At 44.3% G+C, this 24,917-nt stretch carries 21 protein-coding genes and 1 pseudogene; all 22 read left to right on the top strand.

Annotated elements, in window-relative coordinates; translation table 11 throughout:
- A pseudogene (locus BCU12_RS17200) lies at positions 1–288 on the top strand (MSHA biogenesis protein MshI); the annotation flags it as partial.
- Positions 285–929 carry a type 4a pilus biogenesis protein PilO gene (gene pilO / locus BCU12_RS17195; protein ID WP_102405472.1) on the top strand — a complete coding sequence of 215 codons (645 nt, stop codon included), beginning with the start codon at positions 285–287 and terminating at the stop codon, positions 927–929. The pseudogene BCU12_RS17200 and the gene pilO, both read left to right, overlap by 4 nt.
- Before the next feature lie 6 nt (positions 930–935).
- On the top strand, positions 936–1,283 hold the full coding sequence (locus BCU12_RS17190; RefSeq protein WP_102405471.1) for an MSHA biogenesis protein MshK: 348 nt from the start codon (positions 936–938) through the stop codon (positions 1,281–1,283).
- Between the two features lie 15 nt (positions 1,284–1,298).
- Positions 1,299–2,936, top strand: a complete 1,638-nt coding sequence (gene mshL / locus BCU12_RS17185; RefSeq protein ID WP_102405481.1) for a pilus (MSHA type) biogenesis protein MshL — start codon at positions 1,299–1,301, stop codon at positions 2,934–2,936.
- A 39-nt stretch (positions 2,937–2,975) separates the two neighbouring features.
- On the top strand, positions 2,976–3,821 hold the full coding sequence (locus BCU12_RS17180; protein WP_102405480.1) for an AAA family ATPase: 846 nt from the start codon (positions 2,976–2,978) through the stop codon (positions 3,819–3,821).
- Positions 3,818–5,047, top strand: coding sequence for a hypothetical protein (locus BCU12_RS17175; RefSeq protein WP_241909862.1), 1,230 nt, complete (start codon positions 3,818–3,820; stop codon positions 5,045–5,047). The genes BCU12_RS17180 and BCU12_RS17175 overlap by 4 nt, the downstream gene beginning before the upstream one ends.
- A complete protein-coding gene (locus BCU12_RS17170) occupies positions 5,037–6,767 on the top strand; it encodes a GspE/PulE family protein (RefSeq protein ID WP_102405470.1) in 1,731 nt (576 codons plus the stop codon). Before BCU12_RS17175 ends, BCU12_RS17170 begins: the two co-directional genes overlap by 11 nt.
- A gap of 7 nt (positions 6,768–6,774) precedes the next feature.
- Positions 6,775–7,995, top strand: coding sequence for a type II secretion system F family protein (locus BCU12_RS17165; RefSeq protein ID WP_102405469.1), 1,221 nt, complete (start codon positions 6,775–6,777; stop codon positions 7,993–7,995).
- A gap of 7 nt (positions 7,996–8,002) precedes the next feature.
- On the top strand, positions 8,003–8,461 hold the full coding sequence (locus tag BCU12_RS17160; RefSeq protein WP_241909861.1) for an MSHA biogenesis protein MshF: 459 nt from the start codon (positions 8,003–8,005) through the stop codon (positions 8,459–8,461).
- 74 nt (positions 8,462–8,535) lie between these two features.
- Positions 8,536–9,111 (top strand): prepilin-type N-terminal cleavage/methylation domain-containing protein, encoded by a 576-nt coding sequence (locus BCU12_RS17155; protein WP_102405467.1) that lies wholly within the window; start codon positions 8,536–8,538, stop codon positions 9,109–9,111.
- A 38-nt stretch (positions 9,112–9,149) separates the two neighbouring features.
- Positions 9,150–9,635, top strand: a complete 486-nt coding sequence (locus BCU12_RS17150) for a prepilin-type N-terminal cleavage/methylation domain-containing protein (protein WP_102405466.1) — start codon at positions 9,150–9,152, stop codon at positions 9,633–9,635.
- Between the two features lie 148 nt (positions 9,636–9,783).
- The gene (locus BCU12_RS17145; RefSeq protein ID WP_102405465.1) at positions 9,784–10,305 is read left to right on the top strand and encodes a type II secretion system protein; all 522 of its coding nucleotides are present in this window, start codon (positions 9,784–9,786) and stop codon (positions 10,303–10,305) included.
- Positions 10,296–10,871: a prepilin-type N-terminal cleavage/methylation domain-containing protein gene (locus tag BCU12_RS17140; RefSeq protein ID WP_102405479.1), complete on the top strand. Its 576-nt coding sequence runs from the start codon at positions 10,296–10,298 to the stop codon at positions 10,869–10,871. The genes BCU12_RS17145 and BCU12_RS17140 overlap by 10 nt, the downstream gene beginning before the upstream one ends.
- Positions 10,871–11,563, top strand: coding sequence for a prepilin-type N-terminal cleavage/methylation domain-containing protein (locus BCU12_RS17135; RefSeq protein WP_102405464.1), 693 nt, complete (start codon positions 10,871–10,873; stop codon positions 11,561–11,563). Before BCU12_RS17140 ends, BCU12_RS17135 begins: the two co-directional genes overlap by 1 nt.
- Entirely contained in the window at positions 11,553–12,005 is a 453-nt protein-coding gene (locus tag BCU12_RS17130) for an MSHA biogenesis protein MshP (protein ID WP_198599358.1), read from the top strand. The genes BCU12_RS17135 and BCU12_RS17130 overlap by 11 nt, the downstream gene beginning before the upstream one ends.
- 3 nt (positions 12,006–12,008) lie before the next feature.
- Positions 12,009–16,337, top strand: coding sequence for a DUF6701 domain-containing protein (locus tag BCU12_RS17125; RefSeq protein ID WP_133153891.1), 4,329 nt, complete (start codon positions 12,009–12,011; stop codon positions 16,335–16,337).
- 150 nt (positions 16,338–16,487) lie between these two features.
- The gene (locus BCU12_RS17120) at positions 16,488–17,531 is read left to right on the top strand and encodes a rod shape-determining protein (RefSeq protein WP_102405462.1); all 1,044 of its coding nucleotides are present in this window, start codon (positions 16,488–16,490) and stop codon (positions 17,529–17,531) included.
- Positions 17,532–17,609: 78 nt separating this feature from the next.
- A complete protein-coding gene (gene mreC / locus BCU12_RS17115; protein WP_102405461.1) occupies positions 17,610–18,497 on the top strand; it encodes a rod shape-determining protein MreC in 888 nt (295 codons plus the stop codon).
- Entirely contained in the window at positions 18,487–18,975 is a 489-nt protein-coding gene (gene mreD, locus BCU12_RS17110; protein ID WP_102405460.1) for a rod shape-determining protein MreD, read from the top strand. Before mreC ends, mreD begins: the two co-directional genes overlap by 11 nt.
- Complete coding sequence (locus tag BCU12_RS17105) at positions 18,975–19,538, top strand: Maf family protein (protein ID WP_102405459.1); 564 nt, start codon at positions 18,975–18,977, stop codon at positions 19,536–19,538. Before mreD ends, BCU12_RS17105 begins: the two co-directional genes overlap by 1 nt.
- 21 nt (positions 19,539–19,559) lie before the next feature.
- Positions 19,560–21,029: a ribonuclease G gene (rng, locus tag BCU12_RS17100; protein WP_102405458.1), complete on the top strand. Its 1,470-nt coding sequence runs from the start codon at positions 19,560–19,562 to the stop codon at positions 21,027–21,029.
- Positions 21,030–21,039: 10 nt separating this feature from the next.
- Positions 21,040–24,915, top strand: a complete 3,876-nt coding sequence (locus BCU12_RS17095) for a YhdP family protein (protein ID WP_102405457.1) — start codon at positions 21,040–21,042, stop codon at positions 24,913–24,915.
- Positions 24,916–24,917: the final 2 nt, after the last annotated feature.

Here is a 24,917-nt window from a genome sequence, read left to right as displayed (position 1 = left end):
GCGATTGAGGATTATGATCAATCTCAAAGACAAGGTTACTCAGGTGTCATGAGTTCGCTTGCAACGCTGGGACGAGATGATATTTCTCTGGTCTCTATTCAGCTTGAAAATCAACAATTGAATTTACACGGCCTGGCTAGAAATGCTCAGGCGGTGCCAAATTGGGTTCATCAATTTCGACAGGAACTTAATTTGGTCGGAAGAACCTTTGAAAAGCTAAAGATTGGAAGAAATGAGCAAGACATCATTACGTTCGAGCTATTGACGCAAGGGGATGTAAAACGATGAATTTGATTTTTTCTCAAATGAGTAACAAGTTTGATCAGTTGTCTGATCGCGAAAAATGGTTGATATCGATCGGTGGTTTCGTTGTGTTTGCGCTGGTTATATTCACCTTTGTAACAGAACCTGCTATGAAGAAAAACAGTCAGTTGAAGCATCAGGTTGTTATCACAAAAGCGGATATCCAAAGGCTGCAAGGCGAGATATTGGTATTAACGGCCAAACTGAAAAAAGATCCCGATAAAGATATCGATATTGAACTGACAAAGCTATTGAAACAGAGCCAAGAGCTTTCACATGAACTCTCGAGTGTTATTGATACCTTAGTTTCCCCAACACAAATGACCTTGTTGTTGGAAGAGGTGCTAACACAGAGTAAAAAATTACGCCTAGTGTCTCTTGAAACTCTTGGCGCTGAATCTATTACTAAAGAACAATCTCAGGACTCTGGTTATTACTTGCACCCTGTCAGGATTGAAGTGACAGGTAGCTACTTTGATATCCTTAACTATTTGCAATCACTAGAATCCATGCCTGCTAAATATTACTGGCGTAGCTTTAAGTACCAGGTTGAAGAGTACCCTAAAGCGAGGTTGATTATGGAAGTCTACACTTTGGGAGCTCGTAAAGAGTTTATTGGGGGCTAATTTAAGATGAAAGCATGGTTTATTTGGCTGTGCCTTATCGCGTTCAGTTTTGCCGTCCATGCAGAGCAAACGCAGAAAGGATCAACTGACCCAACGGCTCCATTAGGGTGGGTTAAACCACTAGAAGAGAAATCGAAAGCTCCTAAACGAGCCGTCTATAAACTGCCAACACTAAAAAGTATTGCTTGTGATCACCTTGGTCAATGCAATGCCGTTCTTAATGGCAGTGTGGTTAAGAAAGGAGATCATTTGAATGGCTATCAAGTTCGACAGATCTCAGATGAAAAAGTGACTTTGATGCGTGGAAGTAAGCTTTGGACTCTAGAGCTTTTCTCGTTAGATATTAAGAATTAAGGTATGAATAATTCTATGCGTAAAATCGTACTTTCTATTGCTGCAATTACCCTTGTAGGTTGCTCTATGGGGCATCGCGATCCGGTCGAGGTGAAGTCTTCACTTAACGAAGCGATCAATGAAGCAAATAGCTTAAAACTCAATGAGCTTCCAGACTCAGTACAGCAAGACCTAATGCCCGACATTGATGGTGTCAGTCTTTCTGCGACACAAAATGTGAAGCGTTTCAGAATAAAGGCGGACGGAGTTGAAGCTCGAATATTCTTTGCAAGCCTTGTTCAAGGAACCGATTATAGTGCTGCAATTCACCCTTCTGTGAAGGGAAACATTACCGTGAACTTATCGGATGTCACTTTAGATGAAGTGCTGTCTGTCGTGCAAGATATGTATGGTTATGAAGTGCAGCGAACAGGGAAAGTGATTCAGGTATTTCCGGCCGGGATTCGTACCGTAACGATTCCAGTGGATTACCTTCAAATGCAAAGAAAGGGGCGCTCAATCACCTCTATCACGACCGGAACGATTACGAACACGGATAGAAATTCGAATTCGTCTTCGAACTCATCCTCAAGTTCGTCTTCATCTTCTAATTCTTCCAATTCATCGTCGACAAGTTCTAAAGGTGGGACCGAAATTGAAACGTTGAGTGAAAGTGACTTTTGGCCACAATTGGTCACCGCGGTTTCTCAACTCATTGGCAGTGGTGATGGCCAAAGCGTCGTTGTGACTCCTCAAGCGAGTGTAATAACCGTAAGGGCTTACCCAGATGCAATTCGTGAAGTTCGCCACTTCTTGGGCGTATCGCAAAAACGTTTACAGCGTCAGGTGATCTTGGAGGCCAAGATCCTTGAGGTAACGCTAAATGATGGTTATCAACAAGGGATTAATTGGTCAAACATCTCTATGGGAGATGGCAAAGTCGTTGTCGATAGGCTTGGCGCTACAGCCCTGCCTGGATTGGATTCGATTGGTAGCCTCTTAGGCGGGCAAACCAATGTAACCATCTCTGATGGTAGCTTTTCGGCCGTACTGAGTTTTATGGATACTCAGGGTGACTTGAATGTTCTTTCTAGTCCTCGAGTGACTGCCGCAAACAATCAAAAAGCCGTCATTAAAGTGGGTACCGATGAGTATTTTGTGACGGATTTATCGAGCGTTGTTGGCAATGGCGACAACTCTAATGCTTCGCCTGAAGTTGAGTTAACGCCTTTCTTTTCTGGTATTTCACTGGACGTGACACCACAGATTGACGATGAAGGCAATGTTTTGCTGCACGTTCACCCTGCGGTTATAGATGTAAAGGAGCAGGTGAAAGACATCGGTTTTGGTGATACGACGATTAGTTTACCTCTTGCTCAGAGCTCAATTCGAGAGTCCGACTCAATTATACGAGCGAGGGATGGTGATGTGGTGGTTATCGGTGGATTAATGAAATCCAATACCTTCGATCAAGTCTCTAAAGTTCCTTTCTTGGGTGATATTCCAGCACTGGGACATTTATTTAGAAATACGACTGAGTCGACACAAAAAACGGAACTGGTGATCTTGCTGAAGCCGACAGTCGTCGGTGTGAATACATGGCAAAAAGAGCTTGAGCGTTCACGTGATATCTTACAAGAATGGTTCCCTGACTCTGAAGATAATGGCTATTAATTGCAGGCATCAGATGATGCCGTTGGAATTGAAACGACAATGTATTTAGAACACTTTGGTTTTAGTCAGTATCCATTTCATCTCACTCCGAATACTGGCTTGTTTTTGGGGTTAGAGCCTCATTATGAAGCGATTCAAATGGTCACAGCGGCTCTCCAGATGGGAGAGGGCGTGATCAAAGTGACGGGTGAGGTGGGTTCTGGCAAGACCATGGTGTGCCGAATGTTAATCAATCATTTACAAGATAATGTTCAGTTAGTTTACCTACCTAACCCGGTACTCAATGGAGATGAACTTAGGTTATCTGTCGCCAATGAGCTTGGTTTAGAAGTGAAGTCTTCGATATCCATTGTGGATGAAATACAGGAAAAGCTGGTCGAATTGTCCAAGTCAGGCAAGCAAACCATCGTGATTGTTGATGAGGCTCAGGCTCTTTCTGATGAGGCACTCGAAGTCTTGAGGCTATTTGGGAACTTAGAGACTGAGCAATCAAAATTGCTCAATATTGTTCTTATTGGCCAGCCGGAATTAGATGAACGATTGTCTCAGCATCATTTAAGACAGTTTCGCCAGCGTATAACGTTTAATGCGCGCCTTAGGGCTTTGTCGCTCGATGAAAGTGTGGCCTATATTAATACTCGTCTGGCAAGAAGCGGTGGAAGCGACAGTATTTTTAGTTTGGCTCTTAAAAAATCAATTTGGAAAGCCAGCAGTGGTAATCCTCGCTTGATCAATCAGATATGCCATAAGGCATTGATCTTGGCCTTTGGGACGACTGCTGCTAGCGTCAGTCGCCACCAATTATACAGCGCTATTTACGATACCGTTGATAGCTGTAAACCAAAATTTAAAGCCCCCTTTCTATGGGGATGGAGTCATTCATGAGTCATATCAATCAAGCGCTGTCTGAGCTATCTCAGAAAGGACAGGGTGCAAAAGTTAAGATTGAAAAAGCTCAGATAGAGAAGGTGAAGTCTCGACCTGCAATAGTTTGGTTGATTGGTGGTTTTTCACTGAGTTTAGCCATTGGTGGTTGGACGGTTTCTCAACAGTCAGTCGTTGTGGGGCAACCCATGCTTGCGAAGCCTCTAGTGATTTCAGAAGTTGAAGTCTCTCATCAAAACCCTTTCGGCAATAATGATGTGGCGGTGAGTACCACTGAGCAAGAGGCTAAGCGAGCAACCGCGGATAACTCAAGACAACAAGTGACAATCTATCAATCGCCGAGCAGTGAAAATACTACCTCGTCGGTGAAGAGTGAGGCTGTCTCCCCGCCAAAAACTCGTATTGAAAAAAATAGCTCGGCTGTTACCGCTGATTCGAAAGTTACCCCAGTAAAACCGAAAGTAGTCGTGAGCGCCCATTCTTTGCAAACGCCGAGTTCTACAATACTACTCGCTAATAACTCATCGTCGAAAGCGAATCTTACCTCTACCTCAAAGCCAAGTAATAATTCTGTCACCATTGAGCAAGTAGAACTGACACCTAAGCAGTTGGCTAAAAAAGCAGAGCAACAGGCACGTAAAGCTATAGATAACAATAACATTGACGAAGCATTGAATAGCTACCGCGATGCACTGCGATACGACCCTACTGATGAAATTGTTCGTCAACAACTTTCTGCGCTCTACTATGGAAAAGGTGATCCACGCAAAGCATTTGAGGTACTTCAGGAAGGGGTGAATAGGGACAATGGTAGTGAAGTGCTGAGGATTGCACTGGCAAAGTTATTGATTAAGGAACAGCAGCCGGAAGCCGCATTAACACCACTGATGTATCTAAGCCATACACCAACGGTGGAGTATTTATCATTACGAGCTGCATTGGCTCAGAAGAACGGTCTAGATGATATTGCGCTTGAAACCTATCAACAGCTGGTCATTGTCGATGGCGCGAATGCTCGTTGGTGGTTAGGCTTGGCGATTCAACAAGAACGAAACGCTGATATGTCATCGGCCGCAGAGGCCTATCAGAAAGCATTGACAAAGGTGGGTCTTTCTCGACAATCTCAGATTTTTGTACGCGAGCGATTAAAGCTACTGTCAACAATCGATATGAATAAAACTTCCACTGGTAGCACTGCGTCAAAGGAGAACGATCTTGCAAATTAAGCTTCGTAAACGTCTTGGTGACTTGTTGGTTGAAGAGGGGATTGTCACTGAATCTCAAATTGAACAGGCATTAGCGGCTCAGAAAAGTACCGGTAGGAAAATGGGTGCTATGTTGATTGAGCTCGGGTTCTTGTCCGAGCATCAGATGTTGACCTTTTTGTCTCAACAACTCGCTCTACCGCTCATTGATATTAGCCGTGCGAATGTAGATGTGGACGCTGTTCAGTTATTGCCAGAAGTGCACGCTCGTCGTCTAAGGGCGCTCGTGATTTCTCGAAATGGGGATACGGTAAGGATAGCAATGAGTGATCCTGCCGACCTTTTTGCTCAAGAAGCATTACTAGGTCAGTTGCCGCAGTTTAGCTTAGAGTTTGTCATCGCACCTGAAATCCAGCTGGTCGAAGGGTTTGATCGTTATTATCGCCGAACCAAAGAGATCGCTTCCTTTGCTGAGCAGCTTCAAGCTGAACACCAAGTCAATGATGCCTTCGATATTAATGTACTGGATGATGGGGCTGACAGTGATGAAGTCACCGTTGTTAAGCTCATCAACTCCCTGTTTGAAGATGCGGTTCAAATGGGCGCATCAGATATTCATATTGAACCTGATTCTAATGTCCTTCGTTTACGTCAGCGAATTGATGGTGTCCTACATGAAACTTTGCTCAATGAGGTGAATATTGCCTCTGCATTAGTGTTGCGATTGAAGCTGATGGCGAATTTGGATATCTCTGAAAAGCGCTTACCTCAAGATGGTCGTTTTAATATTCGAACCAAGGGACAGTCTGTCGATATTCGTATGTCGACAATGCCGGTGCAGTACGGTGAGTCCGTTGTCATGCGTCTGTTGAACCAATCATCAGGTGTGAGAAAGCTAGAAGAATCAGGCTTACCCACCGACTTACTGGCGAAATTGCGCAAGCAATTAAAAAGACCCCACGGAATGATTTTGGTGACTGGGCCAACAGGTTCGGGTAAAACCACCACGCTATACGGTGCGTTGTCTGAGCTTAATGAGCCGGGTAAAAAAATTATTACCGCAGAAGACCCGGTTGAATATCGTTTACCACGTGTCAATCAGGTGCAGGTTAATCCTAAAATCAATCTCGATTTCTCGACTATATTGAGAACTTTCCTTCGTCAAGATCCAGACATCATACTCGTGGGTGAGATGCGCGATCAGGAAACGGTAGAAATTGGTTTAAGAGCGGCGCTAACAGGTCACCTAGTATTGAGTACGTTACATACCAATGATGCGGTAGACAGCGCTCTAAGAATGATGGATATGGGGGCGCCTGGCTATTTGGTGGCGAGTGCGGTTCGAGCGGTTGTGGCACAGCGACTTGTGCGTAAAGTTTGTACTGACTGTAAAGTAGAAGAAGAGATTGATGAGGCAAGGAAACAATGGCTCTCGGTTCGTTTTCCTAATCAAGTGGATGCTGTTTTCTCACGTGGTAGCGGCTGTCAAAACTGTAATTTAACGGGGTATCGTGGCCGAATCGGTGTATTTGAAATGCTTGAACTCGAGCAGGAAATGATGGATGCGCTACGTTCTGAAGATGCGGTTGGTTTCGCAGAAGCGGCTCGAAACTCTGAAAACTACAAACCATTACTCGCTTCTGCAATGGAGCTCGCACTGCAGGGTATCGTTAGTCTCGATGAGGTAATGAACCTCAGCGAAGGTGATGCATCGGGCATCAGTAAAGCAATTTTAATCTAGGGACGCTATGCCAACGTATCAATATCAAGGGCGCAATCTTGATGGCAGCAAAGCCTCGGGGCAAGTTGAAGCGGCAACGGAAGAGTTAGCTGCTGAGGCGCTAATGAACAAAGGTGTTGTTCCAACCTCAATTTCGGTTGGTGGTGAAGGCTTTTCATTCGATTTTGATCTTAAGGCGTTCTTTGTTCCAGCCGTACCACTGGAAGTCTTGGTGATCTTTTGTCGCCAACTTTACAGCTTAACAAAAGCGGGCGTCCCTTTGCTGCGTTCGATGAAAGGATTAACCCAAAACTGTGCGAATAAACAGCTCAAAGAAGCGTTGGAAGAAGTCGCGGCAGAATTGACGAACGGTCGAAGCTTATCGGGATCAATGCAATTGCACCCTAAGGTTTTTAGCCCACTGTTTGTGTCGATGATCAGCGTTGGTGAGAATACTGGTCGGTTAGATGAAGCGTTACTTCAACTTGCTGGTTATTACGAACAAGAAGTTGAAACACGTAAACGTATTAAAACGGCCATGCGTTATCCAACGTTTGTCATTAGCTTCATTCTCATTGCGCTGTTCATTCTTAATATCAAAGTGATCCCTCAATTTTCGACTATGTTTAGTCGCTTTGGTGTGGATCTTCCATTGCCGACACGAATTCTGATTGGTATGTCTGATTTTTTTGTAAATTACTGGGCAGTGATGCTAGGCGTCATGTTTGGGCTATTATTTGCATTTAGAACGTGGGTTAATACCGCCTCAGGTCGAGAGCGGTGGGATTTATTTCGATTGAGGATGCCTATTGTGGGCGATATTGTAAATCGAGCACAGCTGTCTCGGTTTTCAAGAACGTTTGCTTTGATGCTTAAGGCTGGGGTACCGCTTAACCAATCACTAGCCCTGTCTGCAGAAGCATTAGATAACAAATTCTTAGAACGAAAATTGCTTGAAATGAAATCCGCCATTGAAGCGGGGACGACCATTTCATCGACAGCGATCAACGCCAATATCTTTACACCACTTGTGATCCAGATGATCTCTGTGGGTGAAGAAACGGGTCGTATCGATGAATTATTATTAGAAGTTGCAGATTTCTATGAACGTGAAGTTGATTATGACCTTAAAACGTTGACTGCACGTATTGAGCCTATTTTGTTGGTCATTGTTGCGGGTATGGTGCTAATCCTAGCTCTGGGTATATTCCTACCAATGTGGGGAATGCTGGACGCAATGAAGGGATAACCAAATCGTGGATAAAGGGCGGTCACAGTTTGTTATTTGGTTTCTTCTCGTCGTCATTCTTGTTCTCAGCTTTATGCTGGCTTGGCAAAAGGTCGATAGAGAAGCGACGGATACTGTAATGCTTGTCGCGAGTAAGAGAATCGTTGAGCGTGCTAGTTATTATAAGCAAGAGTGGTTGTTAAACAAACAACCGCCTAAACTATTAATAGATGGTGAAATATTGATGATGAGCCCCTCTGGTTGGGTAGTACCGATAAACCAGAATAAGAAAACGAGTTGCTTATTCTGGCTGAAGGTTTTTTATCCAGAGAATCGAGGGCTAGAGTCATCGGCAGCGGCAATGAAAGAGGGCATCGGTGATATGAATTATCAATGCAGGTATACCGGTGATGACAATCAAGTTATTGTTATTAAACTGGTTAATGATAGATTTACGGTGAGTGTCGATTTTCTAACGGAAGAATGAATTTCGACGCATTATTGATAGAAAGTGGATGTTTTTCCCGTATAATACGCCATACGAATAAAGTGAGTGAAAAGATGAACAATAAACAGACTGGTTTCTCATTAGTAGAGCTTGTTGTCGTCATTGTTGTGGTGGGGTTACTAGCTGTTGCTGCTCTGCCACGTTTCTTAGACGTAACCGATGAAGCCAAAAAAGCCAGTATTGAAGGGATTGCAGGTGGTTATGCGACAGGAGTTCTTTCAGCTCGTGCCCAATGGGAAGCGGAAGCTAGACCATCTGAAACGATCAGCAATGAGAAATACAATACCGTCAACTATGATGGTGTTGATTTTTGGCTTACTCGCTCTAAAACCAGTGCCAACGTTGACACTGGATTTCGTGATGGTTACCCATTTTCTTTGAACAATGGTAATGGTGCATTCCCTAGCGCACTCACAGATCAGCATTGCATTGATTTGATGGATAATTTGTTACAAAACCCACCAAAAGTTGATACGGTGGCTAACGCTGCAACAGATTCCAATGTTAAGTATTCTGCTCAAGCGAATGATACTGACTACACTTGCACGTATGTGCAACAAGAGGGTGGTACAGCTCATGAGTTTGTTTACGAAATTGAAACAGGTCGCGTGACCGTAACCTTGCAGTAATTCTGCATTATTTATTTAAGACATAGAGAGAATTAAGCATGAAAAAACAAGGCGGTTTCACCCTAATAGAACTTGTGGTGGTAATTGTTATTTTGGGTATTCTAGCGGTTACCGCAGCACCCCGTTTCTTGAACCTGCAGAATGATGCGCGTAAATCATCGCTACAAGGCTTGAAAGGTGCATTAGATGGTGCTGCTGGCATTGTTTACGGTAAAGCTGCTATTAATGGCAGCGAAACAGCTAGTGCTGCTGCTGGTACAGATGTTGATGGAATCTTAACGCGTTTCGGGTACCCTTTGGCTTCTGATGCCGGGATTGGTCAAGCTGTTGTTGGTTTAACGAGTGATTGGTCGTTTGAACAAACGGGTAATGACCCTCAAGAATTAGTGATCACGTTTAAAGATGATACTCTTTCAGGGGCTGCAGGTATAAGTGGAACCAATTGTTACGTCACCTACACACAAGCTAGTGGAGTAGCTGTTTCTGAAGCATACGCTACTAATGTTACTGACACTGGTTGTTAAGAATATCCACATACCATAAGGCCAGCATCTGCTGGCCTTTTTTAATCCCGTCATAAATTGATAAACCGAATACAATACCTTTCCTATTTTTTGCTATAATATGAATTACTTAGTTTCTAAATATTGGCCGCTATAGCTTAGGTGATTCATGGAAGAGGGTAGCGTTAAACAACAAGGCTTCACACTGATTGAGCTTATCGTTGTTATTTTATTGATTGCTATCGTATCCGTGTACGCATCGAGTCGCTACAGTGGTGTGTCTAGCTTCTCTGCATTTACTGCTCAAGAACAAATCATCTCGGTTATTCGTCAAATCCAAGTTAATCGAATTCAAACTAACATCACCGATCTTTACAGTTTCTGTAGTGACGCCGCTAACCCTGAACTTCAAGCGCTTTGCTTGCGCAGCCGAGTTACGGTGAGTTCGAATTGTATTGGCAGCTCTAGCGGGTGTAACGCCAGTAACCCTAGCTCCCGCAGTGATCTTGTTCAGTCTGATCAAGTATCGTTCAACAGTGCCCCTTCTGTTTCTAACATCAGCTTCGATCTTTTAGGCAACCCATTAGATAATGCTAGCGGTGGCGTTAGTATTTCTATTGTCTCCGGTCAAAGTGAAGCCAATGTATGCATAAACTCACAAGGCTACGTTTATGGTGGGCTCTGTCTATGAAGCTTATAAAAGGTTTCACTCTTATAGAGAGCATTATCGCCATTATCATTATGGGCTTTGCAATGGTCACACTAACCAGTTTTCTTTATCCGCAAATAGAGCGTTCAGCGGCATCCCAATATCAAACACGAGCGGTCACACTTGGGCAAAGCATGCTCAGTCAAATATTGGCTCGTGGGTTTGATGAAAATAGCGATTTTGATGGCGGGACATTACGGTGCGGTGAGGCAACGATGCTTGCTTGCACAGCGACTGATAGTTTTGGCCCTGACGGCGCATCTTCCCCTAATGATTTTAATGATGTCGATGATTATGTTGGATGTTGGAAAGGCGCGAACAGTTCGAATTGTTCTTCTGTAGCACCTGAATATGATTTGACGGATATCCTTGGTGGCAATATTTCTAACCAATATAAAAACTTCACGGTACTTGTCGCGGTGAGCTATGTCGATACAGACACCTATGCTGACGTTACTGCGATCACTTCTATGAAAAAAGTGACGTTACAGATCATGGCGGGAAGGTGGGGTGATTTTGAGTTTGTCGGCTATAAAGGTAACTACTGATGAAACGTAACGGATTCACTCTCATTGAAATGATCATGACCATCATCATTGGTGGCATTTTAGTGCTTGGCATTGCCGGGTTCATTGAACTCGGAATGAAGGGGTATTCTGATACGGTTGATCGCCAGCGTTTACAAACTCAAGCAAGGTTTGTCCTTGAAAAAATTTCTCGAGAAGTCCGTCACTCAGTTCCCAATAGTATTGAAGTCACTGGGACGACGGATACCTGCCTGTCTTTTTATCCAATCTTGTACTCTGGATTCTACTCGGTGTCCTCAGCGAACAATCTAAGCCTTTCATTTTTAGTGGGTAATGATGATCCACCTGCAACGTATGATGACCTCTTCATGATCATTAACCCGAGTCAACAGAGCGATTTTACTGACAGTGGTATCGCCATAGCGTTGTCCGGGGCGAGCACTGCGATAACGTTGGATCAGCCACTCGCGAGTGAATCTATTGCTAATCGTCACTATATTTATAAAGACCTCGTTAACTATTGTTTTAATTCGTCAACCGAATCTATCAGCCGAGGCGGAGTTCAAGTCGCTGATAGCGTCGCAGATGGCTCAATAAGTTACGATGCACCGACATTACAACGAGGTGGGGTGGTACATATCGATTTTACTTTCGAAGACGACGATGAAACGACCAGTTTCCAACAAGATATACAGGTGCTCAATGTCCCTTAACCGTGCGATACCAATAGGCCGACGTAAGCAGTCGGGAAGCTTGTATATTATTGCCGTTTTTGTATTGGTCGTGATGGGCTTTTTGGGGGCTGCATTAACGAGAATGGAATGGTCAAATAACGATGCCTTGACACGTGATGCTTTGGGCACTCAGGCTTGGTTGTTATCCCACTCCGCGAATGAATTAGTGCTGACCTATATGTATCCACTGAATGCGTCGGCAGCCGTTGCCTCAAATTGTACTTCTCCGATGCCGAGCGATATTCAAAACGCGCTATTGGCGCTAGGATCCCAACAGGTCAATTGTTCAGAAATAACCTCTTCATGCAGTTCGGTTGGAACATTAGAGAGCGAAAGCTTTTACAAGGTAGAAAGTACGGCCATATGTGGTTCAGGTATTAATTACGTACAACGTAAACAAGAAGTTTGGGTTAAGGAGTAGGGCGTGAATAGGAACATATGGGCTTTAATCGTTTTACTAACCTCATTTATGGTGCTCTCTACAGCACAGGCTAAACAACCATCTTCGAGCTGTAGTGTCCATGGCAATAAAGACTTTATTATCGATATGGATGTTATTGGGAGTGATAGCCTACAAGAGTTGTATTTTACAAATCAGGGAGGGACTCAGAGATATCAAACATTATGGTATACGAAAGACAAATCCCAAGACCCTGATTATATTTTCAATGAACCTGATTTGGCTTTGGGCGAAAGTTATAAGATTCGAATCGAGCATAGTGAAAGTACCGGAGAGAGCTACTATTACCGAACTCTCAGTAGTGATATAGAATGGCAATTAATTGATATTGATAATACACCTTTAAAAGAAGGAAAAATTAAAACTGCTGGTATAAATATAGACTCAATTTCTTGTAGTGAAGAGGATGTTACTCCGCCAGTTTACTCTACCAATGCGCTATATGAGTTCGGTACAAAGCAATGTACATCAATGCCCTGTACGATTGATTTTACAAAAGATTATGACTTTGCACCGCTAGTCTTCGTTATGCCAACCGTTAGTATTTCTGCTCCTGACTTAGAGAAACCCGCGACATTAGTTATAACTTCAGACATAACAGAAAGCTCCAACTCTGTCGATATTGACACAGCCTTTGTCGATTTAGATGAATACCCTAACCAAACCACCATGACAGAGGTGAGTTACCTAATCATTGAGCCCGGTGTCGCCAACTTTGATGGTCATGAAGTGATTGCGGGGTATGTAGATACAAATATTACAAAATCAGCGACACACAGTGATGGAACCGCAGTTGTGCAATATTCTGATTTTGGCCGTCAAAGCCAATTTGATGGCCCTGTTGTATTGCATCAGGTTCAAACCAAAAACAATGGCACACAATGGTTAACCTCGGGCAAGATTCTTTCGACAACACCAAGTGACGAGAATACTGAGGTTCGACTATTTATAGAGCTATCATCATCAGGTGATGGTGATGAGGACTATGAGAGTGAGAGGATAGCTTTTTTAGCTACAAATAAAGGGGATGAGCTAGTAGTACAAGGGTATGAAATTGAGTTTGGCAGAGATTATATCAAATCAAGTCAGGGCAACTCGTCACCTTTACAAGATGGATGTGATGATTTTGAAGAGACAGACCTAGACGAGATTGATGGCGTCATTGCCAACAAGCAGGGAAGAAGAGGGCAAAGTGGTGGCTGGGCTAGGCGCTGTAATATCAATGGAGAAGAATTCAGTGTTGTTATTGATGAAGATTCGGATAACAGAGCACATGGTCAGGAAGAAATTGGTTACTTTGCATTTGAGGCTCATGAACTGGAGTTGGATCTTTGTTCGTACTTCCCAGAGCCTGCACAGAGTTGGGAAAGTGATGGAGAATTAAATCTACGAAGTTCGGGTATCACAATAGAGGGTTGGTCGGAAGATTATGAAGATGCCTATTTATCTAGTGGCGAACTTATAGTCGCATTTGAAGACACTGAGAATGAGAATAGCGAATATCATTTAGCAAGTAGTTGTATTACCAGTTCAGGAACGGTCGATTGTGTTTTGAAAACAGGAACGACGCCGCCTTTAGTAGACTCTCCGGTTAAATTATCACCCTCGTGGGGTTCTTTAGAGTTAGAAGTTAGTAATGATAATTTTGACACTGTTTGTGTAGGGTTATCAGAATGCGAAACTTCTACTCTTGAAGGGCAGCGTGTATTGACCATTAAAGAATCTTTAGAATCACTAAAAGTGAGTGCTTATGGGCAAAGTATTCAAACAGTTTTTGAAGCCAAAGCAGGAAGTTATGGCATCAGTATTGAAACGTATTTGTCTGATGGTGCCGTCCTTAATTACTTTCAAGCGAATTCTAGTTATACATTTGGAGAGTTTAACTATAGCGGCTCAGGAGCTTCCTTATCCTCAGAAACTGGTGTGATTATTAATATTGAAGATAGTTACTCTCAATCCAACGCTGTTCCTTTTTATGACATTGATGGAACTCGTGATCTGATTTTTTATGGCCCCGATGCTGAGCTTACATTTAGGACACAAGACGGTAGTGATGTTATTGCGCAAATCTTAGCTGACGAAGTTGAATTTACTAACCTAAGTATTATTCGTGGGGCTATTACGTCCAATGAGCTTATTTTTAATGTGTCTGGCTCTAAGATTATTGGTGAAGGTGCTTGTTTGACTCCTCCGCCTTCTTCCTCATACGAAATTGTCTTAACCCCATCGATAGACATAGCCCTCACCTGTGATGATATTCCACTGACTGCTACCGTGTACAAAGATGGTGCAGTGCATAACTCATATTCTGGGAATATTACCTTATCGGTTACGGGGCAAAGTGATGTGATCGAAGCGGCTAGTTCAGGCGTTGCCAACTTCGATTTATCCTACACCCAAGTGAGCAATGTGACTGCTACGGTGAGTACGACGATAGAAGGCGAGGAGTACGAAGATTCGGGTAGTTATGAATTTGTTCCATACCTTTATGAACTCAGCGCAGATCCTCTACAAGTCATCGCTGGAAAGTCACAATCATTTGAGATTCGCCCAATGGAGTGCAGCTCTGGTGGAACACCTATTAGCTCAATAGATTACAAAGGTGTTAAGACACTCGACTTATCCGTCGTGAGTTACGACTCTCCGAGTTCACCAACAAACAGCGCCGCTATTTCCCTGTTGAATGCCAGTGATGAATGGGTAAACACGCCAACAACCGGAACCCTTGATTTTACGGCTAACTTCAATGTAATTAGCAACCAAGTGGTTGCGTCGTCTGAGCTTATTTATCCTGAGGCAGGGGAAGTCTCTTATTCTCTTTCTGGTGAGCAATGTATTGAAGATGAGAATGACGAACTGATTTGTAAAACCTTCAGTGGTAGCCAAACCGTTCAATCTAGGCCGTGGACGTTTGCAATATGCTCAGATGATGATATCAGCGGCAATGCTACCGATTCGACAAGCACGAGTTATCAAGCCGCAGGAACTCCTTTTGCGATGAAGGTGAAGCCGATAGTTTGGCAAGACGTAAGCGCAACCGATCCGATTGAAACATCAGGATATTGTAATGCAACCGTCACGCAAAACTTCTTTGTTTCCACTGCGCCAAGTGCCACGCTCGAAATGACGTATCAAGTTGATACGCCTTCCGGAGGTGTTGATGGCGATTTAACCGGAACGTTGATAAAAAACCACTCCGATAAGTCTGCTGGTGGTGATTACTATGATTATGCGGCTTTAAGTTGGGATGAAGTCGGTAGCATTCGCCTATTGATGGATACGCAAGCAACTTACTTAGGCATGGATATTAACCAAGGCTATCGTAATGTTGGCCGTTTCTATCCTGCGTTTTTCAAGGTTACTGATACACGTTGGGACTACCCTAACTCACTACCTCATGTCTACATGGGGCAGCCATTTGATGGGTTAGAGTTTGATGTTCAAGCGTTAAATGGTTCGAATGAAGCGGTTGAGAATTATAGTCATGTTAATTATTCAGATAGCTTACAGGCTCAATTCAATTTGTTTGAAAATAGTGGGTTTTCAACGCGTTTTGTCTCTCCAGATTTCACTGACTACGCTTGGGCATTAATTGCTGGAAGTTCAATAGGGACTTTCACTAATACTATCGCTAATGATTGTACGGATAGTATTTGTTGGAATAAGTCGGCGAACTTCGATCAAGATGGCCCTTTTAATGCCGCAGAGGCCATTGAAGATTCCAACATCACTCTTGATGGAACGGCCTCGGTCACAAATATCGATCCCATCGCCTTTACCACAGATGGAGCGGTTCTAACGGATCAGCCAGACATCCGCTTCGGCCGAATAAACTTGAAAGATGTGGGTGGTAATCAAAATACAGATATTACGATCCCACTGACCGTCGAATACTGGAATGGTACTCGCTTTATCACCAATACCGATGATAGCTTCACCGACTTCGATGGCGCTAATTACTGCCATCAAGTGATTTGGTCAGATTTAACCGATAATGCCAGTCTGGCTGGAAGTAAAAACGTTGAGTTTGGTGAGTCAAGAGCGCTTGTTGCCAGCCAAACAACATCTGCTCGTGAACAGATACGATTTTGGTTAACGCTTCATAGCACTGATGGTGAAAATGGTGAGAGTGACAATTGTAGTGGAGGTGATAATGGATTGTCATGGCTTCGTTACAATTGGGATGGGAAAGACTCAGATGAAGAAGACCCATCAACAGTTGTAACCTTTGGAATTCATCGTGGTAATGATCGGGTCATTTATCGAGGTGAATCAGGTTTAACAGGGCAGTAATTATCATGATTTCATGCGTTAAGTAAGGAAACTGTTAGAAATAGCGGATTTTAGTCCATGTTTATACCTCAATGCCTTGCCGATGTGGCAAGGCATTGGTACATTTAGTGCAATTTTTATCTTCTAATTCTCGCAGGACGAACGAAGAATATGTTTAAAAAACTTCGTGGCATGTTTTCTAACGACCTATCTATCGATTTAGGTACAGCCAACACACTTATATATGTTAAAGGACAAGGGATCGTTCTAGACGAGCCTTCTGTTGTTGCTATTCGTCAAGACCGCGCACGCTCAGGAAAAAGTGTTGCAGCAGTCGGTCACGCCGCAAAGCAAATGCTAGGTCGTACACCTGGCAACATTTCTGCTATTCGACCAATGAAAGATGGTGTGATTGCAGACTTCTATGTAACTGAAAAAATGTTACAGCACTTCATTAAGCAAGTTCACGACAACAGTGTGCTTAAACCAAGTCCTCGCGTTTTGGTTTGTGTACCTTGTGGTTCAACGCAGGTTGAACGTCGTGCGATTCGTGAGTCAGCATTAGGTGCGGGTGCTCGTGAGGTTTACCTTATCGATGAGCCAATGGCCGCAGCAATTGGTGCTGGCCTGCGCGTTTCTGAGCCAACAGGTTCAATGGTTGTTGATATCGGTGGTGGTACAACGGAAGTGGCGGTTATCTCACTAAATGGTGTGGTTTATTCGTCTTCTGTCCGTATCGGCGGTGACCGTTTTGATGAAGCCATCATCAACTATGTTCGTCGTAATTACGGCAGCTTAATTGGTGAAGCGACGGCTGAAAAGATCAAACATGAGATCGGCTCTGCGTACCCTGGCGATGAAGTTGAAGAGATTGAAGTACGCGGTCGTAACCTTGCAGAAGGTGTACCTCGTAGCTTTAGTCTAAATTCAAACGAAATACTGGAAGCGCTACAAGAGCCGCTAACAGGCATCGTTTCCGCAGTGATGGTTGCACTAGAACAGTGTCCACCTGAACTTGCTTCTGACATTTCTGAAAACGGCATGGTTCTGACGGGTGGCGGCGCGCTACTTAAAGACCTGGACCGTTTACTGACAGAAGAAACAGGTATCCCTGTCGTTGTTGCTGAAAACCCATTGACATGTGTAGCACTTGGCGGCGGTAAAGCCCTTGAGATGATCGACATGCACGGTGGCGACCTATTTAGCGAAGAGTAATACGTTTATTTGGTCTTAGTTTAGGATTTGTTTTTTTATCACTAGGGTCAGTAAAGCGAAAATTAGGATCTCTATATCATGAAGCCGATATTTGGCAGAGGGCCTTCACTTCAATTTCGCCTATTTTTAGCGGTTACTTTATCAGCCAGCCTTATGCTGGCTGATAGTCGTTTAGGTGCATTTTCAAGCGTCCGATATTTTTTGAATAGCTTAGTCGCTCCGATCCAGTATGCGGCGGATATGCCTCGCGTCATGTTTGACGGCTTCTATGACAACTTTAACACTCGCTCAGACCTGCTCGAGTCAAGTCGTGTTCTAAAGCGAGAAGTACTTAAGCTTAAAAACGACCTGTTACTTCTTGATCAATATAAAGAAGAAAACAATAGGTTACGTAAATTGTTAGATTCCTCATTTGTTCGTGATGAACGAAAGGTCGTGACAGAGGTTATGGCTGTAGATACCACACCTTATCGCCGGCAAGTCGTTATTGATAAAGGCCGAATTGATGGCGTGTACGTTGGTCAACCCGTGACCAATGAGTTTGGTATTGTTGGTCAGGTCACCTTCGTTGCCGCTCATAACAGCCGAGTGCTGCTCCTCACTGATAGTAATAGTGCAATCCCTGTTCAGGTGATCCGTAATGATATTCGCGTTATTGCGTCGGGTACGAATGACATTGACCAAATTCAACTTGAACACATTCCGACAAGTACCGACATCGTAGAAGGCGACCTGCTGGTGACTTCCGGTTTAGGCGGTGTGTACCCTGAAGGTTACCCAGTTGCTCATGTTTCTAGTGTAGATCGTGATACTCAAAGAGAGTTCGCAGCCATTAGTGCTGAACTTGTCGTTGAATTTGACCGACTCCGATATCTATTGTTGATCTGGCCGAATGAGTCGAGAGTTGATAAAGCAATGCAACCCGACCCTGATGTGTTGGAAGAGGAGTTGGATGATGCGCAATAGAGTGCTCTCAAGTCGCTTGGTGATCATGGCTTCATTTTTGATTGCCCTTATTCTACAAACGATTCCATGGCCTGGCATGTTGGACCTAGTTCGACCTGCTTGGTTGTTGTTGGTTCTGTGCTACTGGGTGCTTGCATTGCCTCATCGAGTGAATGTAGGAACAGCTTTAATTCTAGGGTTACTCTGGGACCTACTGCTTGGGTCGACACTGGGTATTCGTGGAATGATGCTCTCAATCGTCATCTACGTTGTAGCGATTAACTTCCTGGTACTTAGGAACATGGCACTGTGGCAACAAGCCATCATCATTGCATTGTTATCCATAGGCCTTGAAGGTTTGATCTTCTTTGGTGAATTTTTGATACAAGATATTGCATTTAACCCTCTATCTCTTTGGAGTGGTTTGATCAACTGCATCTTGTGGCCATGGATGTTCTTATTGATGCGTCGAGTACGACGTCACTGGCAGATAAAATAATGAAGTCACCATTAGTATTAGCGTCTGGCTCCCCAAGACGCAAAGAGTTGTTGTCTCAACTGGGCTATGATTTTCAAGTCATCGTCACTGATGTAGAGGAGAATCGCTTAGCTGGAGAATCACCAGAGCAATATGTTAAGCGCCTCTCATTTGATAAGGCCAGTGCTGGGCTTTCAAGCCTTGGCAGTAAAAGTATTGTGTTAGGTTCTGATACCATTGTGGTTATTGGTGATACTGTACTTGAAAAGCCCGATGATTTATCAGACTCGAAGCAGATGTTAATGAAGCTCTCAGATAGCTGCCATCAAGTTTTAACCGCGGTGACGGTCATATCAGAACAAAAACACAAGTCGGTGGTTGTGTCGACTAATGTATGGTTTAAGCCTTTGTCAGAAAAAGAAATAGAAGAATATTGGCAAACGGGTGAACCCTGCGATAAAGCAGGCAGCTATGGCATTCAAGGGCTTGGAGGTCGATTCGTCACACGAATTGAAGGAAGCTATTTTGCCGTGGTTGGACTGCCACTTTATGAAACTGACCAACTGCTGCACGAATTCTTATAATTATAATTTTGAGGTGCGCTCATGAGTGCAGAGTTACTGTTAAACATCACGCCAAGTGAAACACGTGTGGCGATGATCGAAGGTGGAATACTCCAAGAGATCCACATAGAGCGTGAAGCAAAGCGCGGCATTGTTGGCAATATCTATAAAGGTAAGGTCAGCCGTGTTTTACCTGGTATGCAAGCCGCTTTCGTTGATATCGGCTTGGATAAAGCCGCGTTTTTACATGCCTCTGATATCGTGCCTCACACTGAATGTGTTGCTGAAAATGAGAAACAGCAATTCCAAGTTCGAGATATCTCAGAGCTGGTTCGCCAAGGCCAAGATATTGTGGTTCAGGTGGTGAAAGACCCACTTGGCACAAAAGGTGCGCGACTCACGACCGATATCACTCTCCCATCTCGTTATCTTGTCTTCATGCCCGGTGCGAGTCATGTGGGTGTCTCTCAGCGCATAGAAAGTGAAAAAGAACGCAACCGTTTAAAGAAAGTGGTTGCGGATTACTGTGATGAACATGGCGGCTTTATCATTCGTACCGCTGCTGAAGGGGCGGATGAGAAAGAGCTTTCTCAAGATGCGGCTTTCTTAAAACGCTTATGGTCGAAGATTTCAGAGAGGCGAGCTAAATACAAAACGCGAAGCACTCTATACGGTGAGCTTGGTCTTGCACAGCGAATCATACGTGATTTCGTAGGCACTGAACTGGATAACATCATGATCGATTCTCGTCTTGAATATGAAGGCATGCTGGAGTTCACAGGGGAATATGTCCCTGAGCTGACGGATAAGGTCGAGCTGTATGAAGGTGAGAAGCCGATCTTTGATATGTACGACACAGAGAACGAGATTCAGCGTTCATTGGATCGTAAGGTTGAGTTGAAGTCAGGCGGTTATCTTATTATTGATCAGACCGAAGCGATGACTACGGTTGACATTAACACGGGTGCTTTTGTTGGACGTCGAAACCTAGAAGAGACCATATTCAACACTAATATTGAAGCGACTCAGGCCATTGCACGTCAGCTTAGATTAAGAAATCTAGGCGGTATTATCATTATCGATTTCATTGATATGATCTCTGAAGAACACCGTAAGCGAGTGCTCACCTCGTTAGATAATGCATTAAGCAAAGATCGAGTAAAAACCAACATCAATGGTTTTACACAGCTTGGTTTGGTAGAAATGACGCGTAAGCGAACGCGTGAAAGTATTGAGCATGTTTTATGTTCTAGCTGTCCTGCCTGTGAAGGTCGAGGCAGTGTCAAAACGGTAGCTACGGTCTGTTTCGAAATTCTACGAGAGATCACTCGAGTTAATCGTGCCTACGACGCTGATAAGTTCGTTGTGTATGCGTCACCAGCCGTTGCTGCATCGTTGGAAGATGATGAATCTCATGCATTGGCCGAACTGGAAGTCTTTATTGGTAAAGAAGTACGCATTCAAGTTGAACCGCTGTACGTTCAAGAGCAATTTGATGTCGTTATGATGTAATGGAACGCTTGTGAATTCAGTGTTAGTTCGACTATTGCGCTTATCTCTATATTTACTCGTGACCTTGCTTGTCTCATTGGCAATCTTGGTGACGAGTTTGCGCATTGCCCTGCCCAAATTAAATCACTTTCAGGACGCGATTCAGACTTGGGTAAGTAAAAGTGCTGGCATTGATTTTGAGATAGACAGTGTCTCGGGTTTTTGGCGCAACACTCACCCTTCGATTGCCTTAGAAGGCCTCGCCGCTGATCTTCCCGATAATTCAAATATTCACCTTTCAGCAAACACGTTGGAGGTCGAGTTTGATTTGATTCAATCTTTACTTCAACTTCAGCCTATTGTCACAGATTTAACCGTTGACCAATTCAAGCTGGATATACGGTCAGTAGACCTTTTCGAATCCAGTGACGAGTCGTTAGAGACTGTTCCAGAGCATGATAGCTCAGTCATTTCAAAGCTCGATAGGCTGCTATTACGCCAACTTGACGATTTTACAATGACCAACTCATGGATCATTTACCAATCCGTTGATGGTGGTACTCGTCAGCTCGACATTGATAGGCTTCGCTGGCTAAACAAAGGAAACCAGCATAAAGCCGAAGGGACAATCAGTGTTGCTGATACGGCTTTTAACTCATTGCAAGTGAGCGCTAACTTTCTTGATCATGGGTCACTGCAAGATGTCTCCGGCGAGTTTTATGTGGCGGCGGAACATATTCGGGTAACCCCTTGGATTCCCGCCGACATACAGGAAAAAACGGGCATAGAGAAAGGCCTGGTTAGCTTTAGTAGTTGGCTTACCCTTGAGCGCTCTCGCCCCGTTGATGCTTACGTGGACATTAATCCTTCAGAGTTGGTTTGGAATGACGGTGAAGAGCATATTTTAATGCTTGAGTCTGGCATCATCAAATTACTGCCGAGTGAACAAGGCTGGGTATTGAACGGTCACTCTCTCAAAATGAGGACCGATGAAATTGAATGGCCTGAACTGGATATCGCGTTCAAATGGCAGCCTAGTGAGTGGCGACTAAACCTATCTCACCTTGATCTTGTTGCGCTTCGCCCATTGACTGGCATGGTGCCTGATTTTGGTGATTCAGCCGCCCTGATTGAAGAGCTTGATTTTACGGGCCAGCTGGAAGATATCAGAATATCGAAAGGCGAAGATCTTGAATCACTTAAGTATTCGGCCGATCTGACGGAAGTGGGTATGGCTCAATGGGAACTTCTTCCTGAAGTGCATCACGCATCCATTTCTGTATCAGGCAATACCGCACAAGCCAAAGCGTCCGTCTCTCTGATTGATGATGCTCTCCCATATGGTGATGTATTCCAAGCGCCTTTGAATATCAGACAAGGGCAAGTGGATATCATTTGGCAGAATACTGAGGAAGGTTGGTCACTTTGGGCAGATAAAGTCACAGCGGCCACGCCAGACTTACAAGTGCTCGGTGCTTTTCGTTTAGATTTTCCAGAAGGGCGCAGCCCGTTTCTCTCGTTTTATGCCGAAGCTGATCTGTATAACGCGAGTCAAACATGGCGTTATTTGCCGACTCTAGCATTGGGGCAAAGCCTCACCGATTATTTATCAACCGCGATTCAAGCAGGTAAGGTCAGTACCTCTAAACTTTTGTGGTATGGCGAGCTGGGTAACTTCCCGTATCAAGAAAATAACGGAATGTTTCAGGCGCTTGTGGGTTTAAGAGAAGCCAAATTTAGCTTTGATACGGCTTGGCCACCCATTACCGATTTGCAGCTTGATTTGTTGTTTGAAAATGATGCGATGTATCTTGATTCACGTGATGCCACTCTCATGGATGTACATGGAAAGCGCATCACTGGTCGAATTCCGCGGCTCGCGAGCCTGGGGCACATCGAGATTGAAGCGAGCGCTGTCGGAGAAGGCAATGCGGTTCGCGACTATATGACCTCCTCACCATTGGTCGATTCAGTGGGGGCAGCGTTAACCGCCATCCAGATAGATGGAGAGGTGACCTCCGAGTTTGAGCTTTATATACCGTTTCATGATGGTGAAGAAGCGAGAGCGTGGGGTTTTGCTGAGCTCGCCGATAATCATGTTGAGATTGAAGCGCCACCAATGACACTCGAAAATGTCACCGGGCGGATCGAGTTTGATAATGATGTGGTGAAAGCCGCAGGCCTGTCAGCCAACTTGTTGAAACAGCCTTTATCTTTGGACTTTTCTGGTGAAAACTCCGGTTCAGGCTATGCCGTGGGCATTGATCTGTTGGGTGACTGGGACATTGAACCGTTAGCCCCTTATATTGGTGAGCGTTGGACTCAAGATATTTCAGGGCATGCGCCTTGGCAATCTGCGATTAACATTCAGCTTAACGATGTCGGCTTTACGTATCAGATTGATCTGAATGCTGACATGAAGATGGTGAAAAGTGACTACCCTTATCCGTTAAACAAACCGTTAAAAACGAAAGGCCAAGCTCGCTTGCAGGCTTCAGGAAATCAAGAATCGATCAGTGCTCGACTCTTGCTACCTCGGGCAAAATATCAGGCCGAAATCGATATACGCCCTGACACGCCCGTGATAACGGCGACTAACCTGGTTGTAGGCAATGGCAGCTTCAAAATCAGTCCTGTTGTCGGGCATCACGCTCAAATTAGGACGGAGAAGTTTGATTTAGATAAATGGCTAAATATTTCTCATCGGCCTGTGCCTGAGAAAAAAGCTATACTCGATGAGCTTAATACTCCCACCATTCCTACACCTCAACGCGTGAACATCAATGTTGCCGATCTCACTCTTGCTGGTATTGAGTGGCACGATGTCGACTTTTCCGCTCGCCGGAAGAACTTAGGCTGGTATTTTGATTTAGAGAGCCAAGAAGCAAGAGGCGAAGCAAGCTATATAGAGCCGTACGACCTTTCAGTGTCTCTTGAGCGATTACACATTTATATCCCAGCATTAGATGAGATAGACAATGAACAAGGGCTGTTGAATGTTGAGCCTGGGCCCGTTGAGCTTATCTCTAGCTTTGATCGCACATTCCATGAAAACATGCCAAACTTAACATTAGCCATCGATGACTTTTGGTTGCAAGGCTACAAGGTTGGTACGGTCAATGTCGATTTGGTTCGCCAAGGAAACAAGCTCGAGTGGAAAGACATTTCTATGACCAGTGGCGCCAATAAAGTTGCAATCAATGGTGCATGGACACTGACAGAGACCGAAAGCTTTACAGAGTACAATATGGAACTCAGCGGTGAAAATAACAGTGATCTCATGGAGCGTTTCGGAATTAGCTCGGGCATACAACGAGCACCGTTTGATTTGAATGCGCAGATGAAATGGAATGGTGCACCTTGGTCTATGCAGGTGGACTCCTTAGAAGGCAAGGTTAACAGTCGACTGGGCAAAGGCGTGATTTCCGATGTTAGCGGCGCCGCTCGCTTATTAGGTTTGTTCAGTCTTGATTCGATTATTCGTAAGATGCAGCTCGATTTTACAGATGTCTTTGACAAAGGGATGGCCTTTAACTCCATCACTGGGTCGGGGGAAGTTCGAGATGGTATTTTTGTCACCAACGATATAAAGATGGATGCGGTTGCCGGTGAAATGACCATAAAAGGCCTTGCGAATCTCAATGATAGAACGGTCGATGCAGAGGTCAATTTTGTTCCTGATATTACCTCTGGAATACCGGTTCTCACGGCGTTTGCGGTGACCCCACAGACTGCCATTTACGTATTGGCGATTACGACGGTTATCTCACCGGTGGTAGAGGTCTTTACACAGGTGAATTATTCAGTCAAAGGACCGTTAGATTCGCCAACGGTTAGCGAGCTTTCTAGGCGTAAAGGTGAATTTGAACTGCCAGAGAAGCTGAGAGAAGAGGCAAAGTCGGAGTAATC

It is taken from the genome of Vibrio sp. 10N.261.55.A7 (assembly GCF_002877365.1).
GTDB lineage: Bacteria > Pseudomonadota > Gammaproteobacteria > Enterobacterales > Vibrionaceae > Vibrio.
This window is presented reverse-complemented; position numbering and strand designations above follow the sequence as displayed.

Coding starts and splice junctions, on each gene's coding strand:
- pilO (WP_102405472.1), top strand. CDS start 285: ATGAATTTGATTTTTTCTCAAATGAGTAACAAGTTTGATCAGTTGTCT.
- BCU12_RS17190 (WP_102405471.1), top strand. CDS start 936: ATGAAAGCATGGTTTATTTGGCTGTGCCTTATCGCGTTCAGTTTTGCC.
- mshL (WP_102405481.1), top strand. CDS start 1,299: ATGCGTAAAATCGTACTTTCTATTGCTGCAATTACCCTTGTAGGTTGC.
- BCU12_RS17180 (WP_102405480.1), top strand. CDS start 2,976: ATGTATTTAGAACACTTTGGTTTTAGTCAGTATCCATTTCATCTCACT.
- BCU12_RS17175 (WP_241909862.1), top strand. CDS start 3,818: ATGAGTCATATCAATCAAGCGCTGTCTGAGCTATCTCAGAAAGGACAG.
- BCU12_RS17165 (WP_102405469.1), top strand. CDS start 6,775: ATGCCAACGTATCAATATCAAGGGCGCAATCTTGATGGCAGCAAAGCC.
- BCU12_RS17155 (WP_102405467.1), top strand. CDS start 8,536: ATGAACAATAAACAGACTGGTTTCTCATTAGTAGAGCTTGTTGTCGTC.
- BCU12_RS17150 (WP_102405466.1), top strand. CDS start 9,150: ATGAAAAAACAAGGCGGTTTCACCCTAATAGAACTTGTGGTGGTAATT.
- BCU12_RS17145 (WP_102405465.1), top strand. CDS start 9,784: ATGGAAGAGGGTAGCGTTAAACAACAAGGCTTCACACTGATTGAGCTT.
- BCU12_RS17135 (WP_102405464.1), top strand. CDS start 10,871: ATGAAACGTAACGGATTCACTCTCATTGAAATGATCATGACCATCATC.
- BCU12_RS17130 (WP_198599358.1), top strand. CDS start 11,553: ATGTCCCTTAACCGTGCGATACCAATAGGCCGACGTAAGCAGTCGGGA.
- BCU12_RS17120 (WP_102405462.1), top strand. CDS start 16,488: ATGTTTAAAAAACTTCGTGGCATGTTTTCTAACGACCTATCTATCGAT.
- mreC (WP_102405461.1), top strand. CDS start 17,610: ATGAAGCCGATATTTGGCAGAGGGCCTTCACTTCAATTTCGCCTATTT.
- mreD (WP_102405460.1), top strand. CDS start 18,487: ATGCGCAATAGAGTGCTCTCAAGTCGCTTGGTGATCATGGCTTCATTT.
- BCU12_RS17105 (WP_102405459.1), top strand. CDS start 18,975: ATGAAGTCACCATTAGTATTAGCGTCTGGCTCCCCAAGACGCAAAGAG.
- rng (WP_102405458.1), top strand. CDS start 19,560: ATGAGTGCAGAGTTACTGTTAAACATCACGCCAAGTGAAACACGTGTG.